We start from the raw sequence: 13886 nt of genomic DNA, 5'->3' as shown, positions 1-13886 counted from the left end.
AATGACATCCTTATTAAAAGCATAGCACAACCTATCTTTTGGGAAAAATAAAGTCTCTCAAGTTATAAAAGCATTTTTTTGCGTATCTTACAATTGAACCCTTTTCAATGCCAAGTGTAACTCTTTAAAAGCCACAGTGCATAATCTCTTTTTTCTTTGATTCTAGCGTATTTTAAGCGACATGAGTCTTTGATATATCTAAATAGATTCTTCTCTGACTCTTGCTTTATTGCTGCATACATCCGTTTGATCGCATTTCGATTTGCTTTATATTTTTTTCGGTTTCCTCCAGTAAAACCATAAAATATATCAATCCCTTCAGATTCTTTAGTCAGAGGTGAATGAAGGAATAATTCGTTTTGAGCTTTTTTTAATTTTTTTAGTAGTTCTTCTGTTACGTCCTTGTCAAAATTTTGTTTTATAATCATTTTACAAAGTCTTGTATATTCAATCTTGGCGACATGATTGTAAACATGACCTGCGTAATCTAAACCTTTATACAAGATATTCGCACTGAAAGACATATTCACCAATAGTTTGTACTGATGCACACAACTATCTTCTAGTTTTTGTTTGTTTTCCTGATACGGAACTTCTCTGTTCAATTTTTCCAAAAATTGATACAAAAGATGATTTTTCTGTTCTTCAACTCTAGCTATTTTTTTCATTCACACTCTCCCTTTCTAAAAATGAATAATTTTCGGCATTTCAATTTTAATATAATAGTAAATAAATGTTCTATTTACACTTAGTTTTTAATCCGTTTGATGATAAACATCTCACAAATCAATTAAATTTATTATTAAGTTTTTAAAGTATAAGTACATTTATATTGAAAAAGAATGCCGGTTAAAAGAAACAACCAAATGAATAAATTTCGGTATAAAAATAATAGCATTTAAATAGAGACATTACAAGAACAAAATGAAAAAAAAACGGTACACCTATTCTTGAAATAATGATATAGTAGAGGAAAGAGTTTTAGTTAGCGTCTCAAGTTGATCTTTCAATAAAGATCATGCATGAATAAACAAAAAAAAGGATCACAGTCATACTTTTCCACTTTTAGTCAAAACAAAATCAGTTCGTTCAAGCTTTTATGATTAAGGAGGTATTATTTTGGAATTAGATTTAAACGCGGCGGGAAAACGGATCAAAGAAATTAGAAATCAACACAAATATTCAATGGCTCTTTTTGCAAATCTAGTTGGAAATTCAAGTGCTAGTACAGTTAACAATTGGGAAAAAGGAAATAATCTACCTAAACAAGAACGACTGGAAAAAATAGCAATTCTTGGTAATACGACTGCTGACTGGATTCGCTATGGAGATTTCATCGAATATGTCAGGAAACTATTAACTGAAGCAGGTTTGCGTAAAGATCTTGATCCTGAGCAGCTTGAATATTTAATCGGTACACTAGAGAAACGTAAAATTACTTATGCTCAAGATTTGTTAATATTAACTACTGCAAATGAGTTATTTCCAGAATTATTTGAAACAAACTATCAATTAGAACGTTCAAAGCAACCACTATTAATTGCCGAAGATCTTGCTGTGTATAAGATTGAACAAGACGATCGCTATAGGAATGACTTTTTACCCATACTAGAGGAGTTATTAGCTGATTCCACCCAAAAAGAAATAAATGCCTCTGTCCTATTTCTAGTATGCAATATATTAAAGCGCACTGAATCAAGTAAAAATTTTCTATCGATTCCTCAACTCTTTAATCTATTGTCCGAAGTTGTGACTAACGATATTTCCTATAGAAATGAAATAGGATCCAAAGTAGTTGATTATACTGATCTTACTAAAGTAAAGATCAAAGGAAAACCCTTGTCTGAGAAAACAGTGAAGAAAAAGTATTCCAAAATAAAAAAAGATTTCCTTGATTTACTGGATGAATTTCATGCAGAATACAACGATATGTAGCATTTATATAGTCTAAAATATGTTATAAATGACTATTACAACTAATTTCTGTTATTAATAGTAAATGTCATATATTACAATTAGATGATACCTTTGTTGCCAGATTTTAAATTTCAGAGTTCTCTATTAATCTTGCTCTTTAAACATGATTATTCTCTAAAGGTTATGGTATACTTTATCTTGTGTTATTAAAGAATGATAATGGTGATTTTTTTTAATCCCCTGTTTAAAATGATAAATAAAAAGCGAGGAACATCACTTGAAGAAAAAACTACTGATTACACTTTCATTTATTTTACTAGTAAACGTTGCACCACTGGGCGTGTTAGCGGATGATCTTGATCAAAAAATCGAAAATCAAATGAAAAAAATAGAAGATATCGTAAAAAACGAGAAGGACGCTAAAGATTACTTAGCAACTTTAGAAAATGAAATCGCAACAATCGAAACAGAATATCAAACTGTTCTCTCTGAGAAACAAAAACATGAAAAAGAAATGAATAAATTAAACACTGATATTGCGAATTTAGAAACTAAAATAAAAAAACGAAATGAACAGTTGCGCGCTCAAGCAAGAAATACTCAAACAAATCATGAACAAGAATCTATGCTAACTGTTTTACTAAGTGCTGAATCGATTTCTGATGCTATTTCAAAAGCCTTAGCTGTCAATACATTAGTTACCGCTAATAATGACATTCTAACTGCTCAAAAAAATGACAAAAAAGATCTTGACGCACTGAAAGTATCTCTGACAGAAACATTAGCAACACTTGAGAAGAAAACCGCTGAACTTGAAGAAAAAGAAGCAGCTTTGGCAGAGGCAAAACTTGAACAGAATGTTAAAATCAATGAAATTGCTGCTAATCTTGCAACAGAAACGGCTGAAAAAGACAAGTTCGTTAAACAAAAAGAAGAAGCTATCAAGAAAAAAGAAGCCCAATTAAAAGCAATTGCTGAAGAAAAGAAAAAAGAAGCAGATGCCAAAGCTTTAGCTGAAAAGCAAGCGAAAGAACAAGCTAAAATCAAACCAACAGCCACTACTACTACTCAAACAACAGAAAAGGAACAGCCAGCAAGTGTGCCTGATACTTCAGCAGATACTGGTAGCAATGATGTTTCTGATAATACACAACAAGCTCCTACTCCTCCACCAGCTTCTTCTGGCGGATGGTCTGCTCCTGTAGCAAGTATGAACATCACGAGTGGATTTGGCGGTCGTGAAGATCCTACTGGGATTTCTGGCAGTTTCCATGATGGCATCGATTTTGGTGGCGCAAGTGGTACACCAATCATGGCTGCTCGTTCAGGCGAAGTCGTTAGTGCAAATTATAGTGGTATGGCAGGAAATCATGTTGTAATCAAACATGACAATGGCTATTATTCCTATTATTTACACATGAGTAGCTTAAGTGTCGCAGCAGGACAAAGTGTTAGTGCTGGACAAACTTTAGGGGGCATGGGAACTACTGGAAATTCTACCGGTGTTCACCTACACTTCAGTATTTCAACAGGATTATGGAGTGGTTTTGTTAATCCCGCACCTTTCCTTGGCTTATAAGCAATCAAAAAAGATAAGAACCCAGTCTGATTCTGGTTTCTTATCTTTTTTTGATTTAATTCGACTCTAGCACATGCTTTCCATCGATTCGTTTAACCTCTGCCATTGAACGTGCTATAATGAAGTTAGATAAAGAAAGGTGCTGATTACAATGATCAATAACTACTCAAATATCTTAGTCGCTCTGGATGGATCAAAAAACTCTGAGCTAGCTTTAAAACATGGTGTTGCTATTGCAAAAGAAAAAGATGCTACCTTATATTTATTATCTGTTGTTGACGAAAATGCAATCAGCCATAGCTCTTATGCTTATTCAAAAGTATTGGCTGAAGAAAAAGAAGCTATCGAAAAGGAACTATTAAAAAATATTTATTATGCCACTGAACAAGGTTTAGAAGATGTGATTCCAATTGTTGAAATTGGTAATCCAAAGGAAATGATTTCTACAATAGTACCCACAAATCAAGCAATTGATTTAATTATCGTTGGAGCTACTGGTAAAGGGATGATCCAATCGAATCAACTAGGCACTACGACTAGTTATGTTGTGCAATCTGCCCCTTGTAATGTCCTTGTTGTGAAATAAGTTTTTGTTTGTTTATCACAACTTAAAAAGCGTGTAGCCAGCTCTAAACTTGCTGACTATACGCTTCTTCGTTACCCTTTTAGCCTTCCTACTAGAGCAAATCGATGTTGTTGATTATAAATGAACCTATTCTTTAGTAATTCTTCTTGAAGCGCAAGTAATTCATCAAAATGAGTTTCTACAGAAAAATTGGGATATTCCCAGGGTACTCTTTTAACGTAATAAATCAATCCTTCCATATCGTAAAAATGTTGATATGGATAATATTCTCTAGCAAATATAGTATCAAAATTTTCCTTTAACAATGATTTTTGTTCAGTTTCTAGTGACCACCTGTTGATTTTTGGTTGAACATTCTTCAGCAATTTTTCTGAAAGAATACAGCCATTTTGATCTCCAACTTGTTGTGTAATAAAAACTCCGCCATGTTTCAATACTCTCCTTACTTCCCCAAGATCATAAGACTCATGCCTATTTAAAACGATATCAAAGGAATCATTAGGAAAATTTAGTTGATCATCTTCAGCAACAAAAACAATCGTTACACCTAAAGGTTGAAGTTTTTCTTTTAGCAACTGATAATTTGGTTCCCATCCTTCAGTTACACAAGTCTTATCGTAGGGATGATTAAATGTCAGTAATAATTCTCCTCCACCAGTTCCCATATCCAATAAATTCAGATCCTTGGACAAATACTCACGAACAAATTCAGAATAACACCAAGGCAACTCTTCAATTTCCCATCTGTGATTCATATACGAAAAATCCCAACCACTAAAAGCCAGTTCTTCAATAGTTTGCCAATACTTTTTTAACTTCATTTTCTCCATAACTAGACCTTCCTTACATCTTATTTTGCTATATTGTAAGTTAGAGACAGTTTGTTCTGACAGAAATAGTTTTCTCAATACAGCTTCTATCAGATCATAACTGTACTGAGTAGCTACTTCGATGCATCACTTTTCTTTTCAATAGATCATCTCCTAGATTTTTCGATAAATTTTAGTCCAATATAAATCCATAGATACCCCATTACAACACAAAAAAGTAAACCGCATAAAAGAAACCCCGCCCCTTCATAAAAAGTCGTTGATACCACATACTTCATTAAAGGAACAACAAAGATAAACAAAGCAACCGCGATTAAAACACCTGTAAAATATATAAATCCTGTCGAAAAGTAGTAACTAGCTGCGGATGGTTCTCTCTCTGTTGGCAGGATATTTTTACCTTGACCATTAGAAAAGCGAGTTTGATTTGTATTCATTGCGTCAAATGTACTATTACTGATATTTGTTCGTTCGGAAAATTTCTTTTGTTGTTCTCGATTATTTATCTTCATCACGCCTTTTCAATTTACACAATATCTTCTTTATTTATTATAACACCAATCAAAAAAGAATAAAGCCAGATTTATTTCCAGCTTTATTCTTTCACTTATATTAAGCCATTTCGATCAATCAGCTCTTTGAACCAAATCCCGCTCTTTTTCAAAGAACGCTCATCATTTTCTAAATCCAGTCGGTAAAAACCATAACGATTTTTATATCCATTCAGCCAAGACCAGCAATCGACAAAAGTCCACGTATGGTAGCCAAAGCAATTACTTCCTGCTTCGATTCCTTTATGCAGCTGATTTAAATGGTCTTCCATAAATTCAATCCGATAATCATCTTGAATCATCCCAGTTTGATCCAAAAATCGCTCTTCATCTGCCACACCCATTCCATTTTCTGACACGTACCAGGCAATATTGTTGTAGTCATTTTTGATCATCATTGCGACATCATATAATGCCTCAGGATAAATTTCCCATCCTCGATAAGGATTGATTTTTTTATCCGGCCAATCATAATGATCATAAAAATCAGCTGGCGATATAGCTGGCTGATTCACCTCAGCAGGCGCTTGAACACGACGAGGTTGATAATAATTCATACCAATAAAATCAACTAAGTTCATTCTGATCATTTCTAAGTCTTGCTCTGCAACTTTCGGAAGAAGCTCATTTTCCGCTAAACATTCTACTAACTTTGGCGGTATTGTACCTAAAACGGTCGGATCCAAAAAACTTTTTGTATTCAGTAAATCAGCAAGTTCTGCTGCACGTAAATCTTCTTCCGATCGGCTTTTAGGATAACATGGAGAGACATTCAAAATGATTCCGATTTGCCCTTGATACTTTCCGTCTTTAAATGCTTTTACAGCCATCGTATGCGCCATTAACGTATGAAAACCCACTTGGACAGCTTTTTTCAAATCATGAACTGCAGGATAATGGTAACCGTATAGGTAGCCACATTCTACATGAACCATAGGCTCATTGAAAGTTGTCCATTGATCCACTAAATCACCAAACAGCTCAAAACAAGTAGTCGCATAAAAAGAAAATGCATCAATTGATTCTCGTGTTTCCCAACCACCTTTTTCCATCAACCACCAAGGCATATCAAAATGAAATAGATTGATGATTGGTTTTACCCCATTTGCATGTAATTCAGAAAAATAATTACGGTAAAAAGTAACAGCTTCTTGATTAACTGTTTTACCATCTGGCAATAAACGAGTCCAAGCAATAGATGTTCTAAAGGAATTCATATGGATATTTTTCATTCTTTTGACATCTTCACTGTACATTTCATACATATTTGATGTATGTTCAGGTCCTTGATTCTTTTGAAATTTCTCTGGATTCATTTCATACCACTTATCCCATGTCGAAGGGGATTTTCCATTCAAGGAGCCATGTCCTTCCGATTGCGGTGCAGAAGTAGCCGCTCCCCATAAAAAATGTTCTGGAAATTTTTTCATTGCTTTTCTCCTATTTACTTATTTTTAAATAATCTAAAAGTAGCTCACAAAACATCATATTCGCCCATGAAAACCATTCGCGAGTAAACAGGTTAGGATCATGAACATTGATTCCTTCATGCATGTGATTTGTACCTGCATCTGTCTGAACTAAATTATTTAGAAGTTCAGCTTTTTCAAATCGATCATTAGTCGTCAATCCTTGAATACACAGTGCAATTGGCCACACATACTCTTTAGGCGTATGCTCACTCCCAATCCCTTTTAACTTACTTCCTTCGTAGTAATATGGATTCTTATCAGATAAAACCAGCTTTCGTGTATTTTGATAAACAGGATCGTCAATCGAACAATACCCTAAATAGGGTGCTGCTAACAAACTTGGTACATTTGCATCATCCATTAAGAGGTAGTTGCCTAGTCCGTCCACTTCATAAGCATAAACTTTTTGCCCAAAATGGTCAATAATCCCCCATTTCTTAATACCATGATCGATTTCTAGTTTTAGCTCACAAGCCTTCTCAGCTTGTAATGTATCAAAATAAAATTCATTTAAAATTTCTTCTAAATAGCCCAAAATAACAACAGCAAACATATTGGCTGGAATTAAATAATTATATGTACAGCTGTCATCACTTGGACGGAAACCAGACCAAGTCATACCAGTATAGCCGAAAGCTTCACCAAATCCATTGTTGGAAAGCGTATCTTCTGGCCTTTCGCCAATACGCTCAAAACGATAAGGTGAGTTTTCATGCCGCTGTTCAGTTTTGAAAACATGAATGATCATCTCTGCAGCTTTTTTGAAATCATTAGTGAAATGCTTTGTTTCCCCTGTTTTTTTCCATAATAAGTAAGCTAGTTCGATTGGATAACACAATGAGTCCACTTCATACTTCCGTTCCCAGATCCAACCATTCATTTGTGTGATATCTTCATGATAGCAATTGCCATTATCCTTTTCATTGAAAGCATTCGCATATGGATCGATCAAAATACATTTTACTTGACGATCAACTAATCCTCGAATCATTTTTTTGATAGTTTCATCTTCATTTGCTACGATCAAATAAGGTTTTATTTGAGCAGATGAATCTCGCAACCACATTGCTGGGATATCGCCCGTGATCACAAAAGTATCTTCGGCTGTTGATTTTACGGTTGTTTCTAGCGTATTGTCAAAGCAATTTGAGAACACTTCACCCCATCTTGGATTGTCGGATTGTTCGCTTACTATTTTTTTTACATTTTCGATGACTGATTTTGAATAGTTCATTCTTATGATCATTCCCCTTTTTACTTTCCTTTTAAAATCACTTCTGACTTAATCCAAGATTTAATTGTATCTTCATGGTACATCGCTAGTATTTCAGTATATAAGATGTCAATTACCGTCAACACAGGAATCTGAGGTGATATCCCACCCATATCTTTTTTCCCCATTGAACTCGTTAAACAAAATGCTTCAGAAAATGCTTTATAGGAACTTTTTTCATTTGCTGTGATCACAATCACTTTTGCATGTTTGTCTGAAACAATTTTTATTGCTTCCTGAATAGCTGCGTTGTCACCCGAAATCGAAGATACAACAACTAAATCACCTTGTTGGACACCATGAGCCATCATCACAATGGAATGTTCATCTTTGATCACGTTGACAATTTTTCCAAGACGAGAGAATTTAAACTGGAAATCTTCTCCACAAAAAGCATTATACCCTGTCCCCCAATAGTGAATAATTCGTCCACCATCAATCATTAACGCTGCTTTTTTTACTTCATCTTTGTCTAGTTTTTCGATAATATCATTTAGCAGTAATGAGTAATTTAAATTTACATAGCTAATACTTGAATCGGTTTGTTTTTTTGTTCCTTTACTGGAATATTTATATAAGTATATCAATTCTTTATAATTAGCTAACCCAATTTTTTTACAAAAACGCGTAATTGAAGAATTAGATACACTTAGTTGTTTAGCTAGCTCTTGAATCCCTAGTTCTTTATTCCCGTCAAGAAAATATTGTGCAATCACTCGTTCTACATCAGTAAATTTTTTTTGATTTGCCTGAATAATTAGTTCAATGTAACTTTCCATGATTGATCACTTCTTTCTTTATAGTAAATAAAACAAGAGACTGGGCTACTTCTAACCCAGTTTATCTCTTGTTATTTTACCATCTACTAATCTTGTGCATTTAGTAATTGGCTTTCATCAAATTTCATATTCATCCGAACAAATGGCGCATAGATAAAGATATCTAAAACAACTAAAACAGCCGTTAAAACTACTGGGCTTAAATGGAATGCCCCTAAAATCCAAGTACTGATAAAGATTGGCTCATTACCTGAATTTAACACAACTAGTGGGACGACCCAACCAATTTTAGTAACAATGTATGCAACAATCGCATTAAATACTGGTACAAATACAAACGGGATAAACATTAATGGGTTTAGAACGATTGGAAAACCAAAAATAATCGGCTCATTGATCCCGAATAAACCTGGGATAAATGAAAGTTTAGCGACTTCACGTCCACTGTATGTTTTTGGTGTAAAAATCAAGATGGCTAAAATCAAACCAAACGTTGCCCCTGAACCACCGATCATTGCATACACATTCGTCATTGTATTTGGTGCCACAGAAATGTCAGCAAAGCTTTTTGTTTCGGCAAATTTTGCAACGTTTTCCAAGAAGATTGGCAACCACAAAGCTGAAACAACACCCCAAACAATATTGAAGCCATGTAATCCTAAAAACCATAATATTTGTTCTAACAAAATAACAACGATAATTGCAGGCAACCCTGTTCCAACAGAAGTCAACGGTTGAACAAAAAGTTGACTGACCATATCCATAAAGGAATTAAAATCAAACGCCTCGATCACAACTTTCATGACAGAACAAACTAATAACACGATAGAAATTGGAATCAATGCAAAGAATGAGTCAAACACATTTGGCGGAACATTTCCGGGTAGTTTGATGGCGATTTTATGTTTTGCTAAAATCGAGTAGAGAAAAACAGCAAGTAATCCGACAATCAACGCTGTAAACATTCCTTCATAACTAAAGAAATTATTGGCATATCCTTGTAAAATATCAGCAGAACTATCTGCGAAATTCACATTATTTGGTACCATTACAAAATAAGCTGCGAAAGCTAATAGTGTTGCCAACAAAGGATTGATATTGGCCTCTGGATGCTTTTTCATCAATTCTTTTGCATAGTTATAAGCAGTAGAAAACACGATCAGTAATGCAACGATTCCAAGTGTTCCTTGGTAAACATTACCAAAAATCGCAGAAGCAGTTTGTCCGATTGCCGTCTCTCCAAAAAATGCATCGATCTGCATCTTGATCAAATTAGAAAAGGAACCCACAACAGTAAAAGGAATACTGCTGATAAAAGCATTTTTAATTGCTTGTAAAACACTGTTATTATCTACTTTATTAGCGATTTTTAGTAATGGATCCTGAATTTTCTCAATATTTATTTTCATCTTAGCTCGACCTTTCTTGTGTTATCTTTCTATTGAAACTGTTTTAATTTCCCCTGGTTTAAATTCACCTAATGGAATTTCATTTATATTCCCTAAAGATTCAAGCAAGTCACCTTTTAAATCGACAAAAGAAACATTCTTTTTATCCTTTAATAGGATTGTTTCGTTGACAACTTGTTCTACTAATGATGGGTTGTACAAACGAATATTGATTCTATGACCATCACGGCTTAACTCCAATGCACTAAATACTAGATTAGAATTATCTAAATTCAGAATTTCTTTTGGACTATTTAATTGATCTATTTTATTGCTTTGGAAGTATTGAATGGGATTGGTAAAGCGATTCAATAGCTGAACTTGGTAATACGGACTTGCCACTGAATATTGTTGATATTCTTTTTGGATTTTCACGGGATCAAACTCCTCAGCAATCATCAATGAAAATTCCATTTCCAAAGTCCCTAGCAATTGACTGTCTGGCGTTGGAATATAGCGGAATTGATTCCCAGAAGCATCTCCAGGTCTTCTTAACAATTCAGGTCTACCTAAAAACCCTACCCCCCTAAACAAAGTAATATACATCTTGCTGTCAATCACTTGATATTCCTTGATTCCTTTGCTAATAACAGTCCAGCTAGCTGTTGTATCATGAATATTCGCATAATGGATCATTGGATAAATTTCTGTTGGTTCTTCTTTCCAACCAAGTTCTTTCCAATCATTGATATGAGGATCGTGATTATTTCGTTCTACAATGCCAAATAGTGTATCCGCATAGCTGACCTGACTTTCAACTGGTGTCTTTACAACGAAGCGCATTCGATGATCCAAAGCTTGATTATTGATTTTTAATTTCATATCAATTCGCTTAGAACTTTTGCTTAATGACAATGTAAAAGTATAGTCAATCACTTCATTTAAGTTTTGCTCTTTTCTAGCGTTTAAATCTTTTGGTACCTGCCAACTCCCCTTTAATGTCATTGTAGAAATAAAGGAACCAGTTTGGACGGATGCATCTGTCGTATCAAAAGTCAACTGATGGATTTTATCGTGATAAGCAGGTGAATAATCATACGTATCTCCTTCATCACCAGATTCTTCCATATAAAGACAATTTTCATACATTTTTCCTTGGTCTTTTGCTAAAATAGAGAACTTCCCTTTTGCAAAACTGATTTTATATGAATCATTTTCAATAATTGCATTTTCTCTATCAGTTCGATCTGTGTTATCAATCATTTCATTTTGCTCTTCTATGGTAACAATCCTATATGATAATGGTAATGTTTCTTTAATGAAGCTTATTTTATGGATGTAGTAATATTTTGATTCATCGTAATCACTTTCTGATCGTCTAACTTCACCAGCATACACTTTTTCTGTTGATATTACTTGTATATCCAGTTCACTATGATTTTCATCAAATAACTTAATATTTTCAAGTTTTGTACTCACTTCTACCACATAAGGATCCGTTCTGGTATAGGGCAGTGTATTAAATAAAATTAAATCATTTTCTTTGATTCCTTCAATGGATTCAGATATTTTTCGCACAAGGTAATCGATCGTTGAATAAGACAATTGATCCGCTTCTTTATATCTAGCCAAAATCATTTCATTGGTTTTATCCGTATTACAACCACCGATGCTGTCATGGGCATGATTTTTCAATAATAGCTTCCAAATATAATCCAACAGTTCTCTTTTAAAGGGAATTCCTAAATCATCCGCCATTAACATCAAAGGTTCTAACTGGAAAATCAAGCGATTTTCGATCGTGTCATTCAATTTTTTTAAGTCGTATCTTGATGAATAGATCGAACGATGAATTTTCGAAACACTTCCGCTCATAAATTCCCCTTGAACCGTTGGTAAATTTTCTGCTCTGGCTCTTAATAGATTAAAAATATGAGGGTAATTGCTTTCTTCAATTTTGTATTCGCTGTCAAATTGTTCATTAACTTCTTGGATAATTGCTTTCAAATTGCGATCTACCGCTCGCTGATCTCCTCCAACTGGTAAAGTCACTATCTCTGTACTGCTATCCTCAGATACAAGATCCAGCATAGATTTCTTTTGATAAAGATCGCCCTCAACGAGCGTCACTCCAGCATAGTAACCATTGCGAATATTGATCGTCAATACTTTCGAACCATCTTCAGCAGTCCAATAAAATTCACGACTTTTTGTGACTCCACTAGGCATTCCTCGCCAAAATACAGCATCTTGAATACCAAACCCATTATAAATTTTAGGCATGTCCTTTCCTTGACCAAAAGAGTCGGGTAAATAGCCCAAGGATGTGTAGCCGCCTAATCTTTTTGACATATCGATACCAATTTGTAAATTCTTCACAACTGATTCCCCAGCTACCACAAATTCATCCATCTGCGTATACCAAGGTCCGATAAATAATTTACTCGCTGTAACTAATTTTATGATCCTTGCTTCTTTTTCTGGATAAACTTTTAAATAATCATCTAAAATACTTAATTGGCCATCTAAGTAATAGTAGTCTAATTCGTTATTTTCCAAAGCATAAATCACTTCATCCATATGATAAGAAAATTGGATAAATGCTTCATTATCGCTAAAATACCATTCACGATCCCAATGTGTATGAGCGACAACATGTATTTTCTTCATTGTAATTCTCCTTCCATCTCTCTTCTTATTTAATATACTCTGGATTATAAAAAAAGAGAACAATTCCGATAATATTTTCAAGTATTTTCTTCATTGTCTATAATTAATGAAAATATTTTCATCAAAACGAATAAATAAGTGTCTTATGAACGAAAGGAAAATTCTTCATTAGACACCTATTTCACTACATATTCATTTTTTATCAGTTAGAAATTGTAAACACTTTTTATTTGTTATTCCTTCTTTACTAGCGGTTCTTAGTCTTTATATAACTATTTACTCTTGATGCACTTGTTCCGAACGCTTCTATAGATGTTTTTTAAGACTTTAAATCAGTTAATCTGTGTATGTCTCTAAAGTCATTTTGGTGGACGTATGCCCTAAAAGCTTACTAGAACTCGATCTATCCACCTGATTTTCTAATCACCGGGCTGCAAAGATAGATATAGCACAAAGAATGGATGTAACGAACTCTTATTCCAGTACTATCCACAATTTTTTTTACGTTAAAACGTCATATTCAGCTATTGTACTTGAAATAAATCCAGCTCTTTTAGGTTTTTCATTTTCAGGCTCTTCTTTATTGTCTTTTCTTTGATGCATCTGTTTGAACGATTGACTGTTCACCCAATTTTTTTGATGCTCCTTTGAAGTCCAGCGACTTAAAACAACCAATTCCGTTATTTCAGGATCCTCTGGTAATAATCGATGCATTAATTGAAAATTCAAAAATCCATCTACCGCTTCCATACTTTCTTTAGTATGACCAGCGGTAAACTGTTTAATGATTTTTTGTGAATGAGCCGTCTCAGTTTTAATCGTATTCGTTACAATATACATA

Annotated in this window: 12 protein-coding genes; 3 read left to right on the top strand and 9 right to left on the bottom strand. The window is 34.0% G+C overall.

The window, feature by feature from the left end; all coding sequences use genetic code 11:
- Positions 1–104: 104 nt before the first annotated feature.
- Complete coding sequence (locus A5821_RS01690) at positions 105–668, bottom strand: hypothetical protein (protein ID WP_086312788.1); 564 nt, start codon at positions 666–668, stop codon at positions 105–107.
- 451 nt (positions 669–1119) lie between these two features.
- Here A5821_RS01690 and A5821_RS01685 point away from each other — a divergent pair, with 451 nt between their 5' ends.
- The 3 genes from A5821_RS01685 (at position 1120) to A5821_RS01675 (ending at position 4082) form a co-directional block, all read left to right on the top strand.
- Positions 1120–1935, top strand: coding sequence for a helix-turn-helix domain-containing protein (locus tag A5821_RS01685; RefSeq protein ID WP_086312787.1), 816 nt, complete (start codon positions 1120–1122; stop codon positions 1933–1935).
- Between the two features lie 259 nt (positions 1936–2194).
- Complete coding sequence (locus A5821_RS01680; RefSeq protein ID WP_086312786.1) at positions 2195–3496, top strand: murein hydrolase activator EnvC family protein; 1302 nt, start codon at positions 2195–2197, stop codon at positions 3494–3496.
- A 151-nt stretch (positions 3497–3647) separates the two neighbouring features.
- Entirely contained in the window at positions 3648–4082 is a 435-nt protein-coding gene (locus A5821_RS01675) for a universal stress protein (RefSeq protein ID WP_086312785.1), read from the top strand.
- A 71-nt stretch (positions 4083–4153) separates the two neighbouring features.
- Here A5821_RS01675 and A5821_RS01670 read toward each other — a convergent pair whose 3' ends face one another.
- The 8 genes from A5821_RS01670 to A5821_RS01635 all read right to left on the bottom strand — a co-directional run bounded on the left by A5821_RS01670 (position 4154) and on the right by A5821_RS01635 (position 13885).
- Complete coding sequence (locus tag A5821_RS01670; RefSeq protein ID WP_086312784.1) at positions 4154–4912, bottom strand: class I SAM-dependent methyltransferase; 759 nt, start codon at positions 4910–4912, stop codon at positions 4154–4156.
- A gap of 146 nt (positions 4913–5058) precedes the next feature.
- Positions 5059–5424, bottom strand: coding sequence for a hypothetical protein (locus tag A5821_RS01665; protein WP_249921813.1), 366 nt, complete (start codon positions 5422–5424; stop codon positions 5059–5061).
- Between the two features lie 95 nt (positions 5425–5519).
- Entirely contained in the window at positions 5520–6893 is a 1374-nt protein-coding gene (locus A5821_RS01660) for a glycoside hydrolase family 1 protein (protein WP_086312782.1), read from the bottom strand.
- Positions 6894–6903: 10 nt separating this feature from the next.
- Positions 6904–8169 (bottom strand): glycoside hydrolase family 125 protein, encoded by a 1266-nt coding sequence (locus tag A5821_RS01655; protein ID WP_170922929.1) that lies wholly within the window; start codon positions 8167–8169, stop codon positions 6904–6906.
- A gap of 20 nt (positions 8170–8189) precedes the next feature.
- Positions 8190–8987: a MurR/RpiR family transcriptional regulator gene (locus tag A5821_RS01650; protein ID WP_086312780.1), complete on the bottom strand. Its 798-nt coding sequence runs from the start codon at positions 8985–8987 to the stop codon at positions 8190–8192.
- Positions 8988–9073: 86 nt separating this feature from the next.
- On the bottom strand, positions 9074–10396 hold the full coding sequence (locus tag A5821_RS01645; RefSeq protein ID WP_086312778.1) for a PTS sugar transporter subunit IIC: 1323 nt from the start codon (positions 10394–10396) through the stop codon (positions 9074–9076).
- Positions 10397–10417: 21 nt separating this feature from the next.
- On the bottom strand, positions 10418–13045 hold the full coding sequence (locus tag A5821_RS01640) for a glycoside hydrolase family 38 C-terminal domain-containing protein (RefSeq protein ID WP_086312776.1): 2628 nt from the start codon (positions 13043–13045) through the stop codon (positions 10418–10420).
- 501 nt (positions 13046–13546) lie between these two features.
- Positions 13547–13885: an antibiotic biosynthesis monooxygenase gene (locus A5821_RS01635; RefSeq protein ID WP_086312774.1), complete on the bottom strand. Its 339-nt coding sequence runs from the start codon at positions 13883–13885 to the stop codon at positions 13547–13549.
- Position 13886 lies beyond the last annotated feature (1 nt).

Source organism: Enterococcus sp. 7F3_DIV0205 (genome assembly GCF_002141365.2).
GTDB classification, from domain to species: domain Bacteria; phylum Bacillota; class Bacilli; order Lactobacillales; family Enterococcaceae; genus Enterococcus_L; species Enterococcus_L palustris.
The sequence above is the reverse complement of the archived record's forward strand: the minus strand, read 5'-3'. Positions and strand labels throughout refer to the sequence as shown.

Excerpts from the sequence above, each read along its gene's own strand:
- A5821_RS01690 (WP_086312788.1), bottom strand. The coding sequence starts at position 668 with ATGAAAAAAATAGCTAGAGTTGAAGAACAGAAAAATCATCTTTTGTAT.
- A5821_RS01675 (WP_086312785.1), top strand. The coding sequence starts at position 3,648 with ATGATCAATAACTACTCAAATATCTTAGTCGCTCTGGATGGATCAAAA.
- A5821_RS01670 (WP_086312784.1), bottom strand. The coding sequence starts at position 4,912 with ATGGAGAAAATGAAGTTAAAAAAGTATTGGCAAACTATTGAAGAACTG.
- A5821_RS01665 (WP_249921813.1), bottom strand. The coding sequence starts at position 5,424 with ATGAAGATAAATAATCGAGAACAACAAAAGAAATTTTCCGAACGAACA.
- A5821_RS01660 (WP_086312782.1), bottom strand. The coding sequence starts at position 6,893 with ATGAAAAAATTTCCAGAACATTTTTTATGGGGAGCGGCTACTTCTGCA.
- A5821_RS01655 (WP_170922929.1), bottom strand. The coding sequence starts at position 8,169 with ATGAACTATTCAAAATCAGTCATCGAAAATGTAAAAAAAATAGTAAGC.
- A5821_RS01650 (WP_086312780.1), bottom strand. The coding sequence starts at position 8,987 with ATGGAAAGTTACATTGAACTAATTATTCAGGCAAATCAAAAAAAATTT.
- A5821_RS01645 (WP_086312778.1), bottom strand. The coding sequence starts at position 10,396 with ATGAAAATAAATATTGAGAAAATTCAGGATCCATTACTAAAAATCGCT.
- A5821_RS01640 (WP_086312776.1), bottom strand. The coding sequence starts at position 13,045 with ATGAAGAAAATACATGTTGTCGCTCATACACATTGGGATCGTGAATGG.
- A5821_RS01635 (WP_086312774.1), bottom strand. The coding sequence starts at position 13,885 with ATGTATATTGTAACGAATACGATTAAAACTGAGACGGCTCATTCACAA.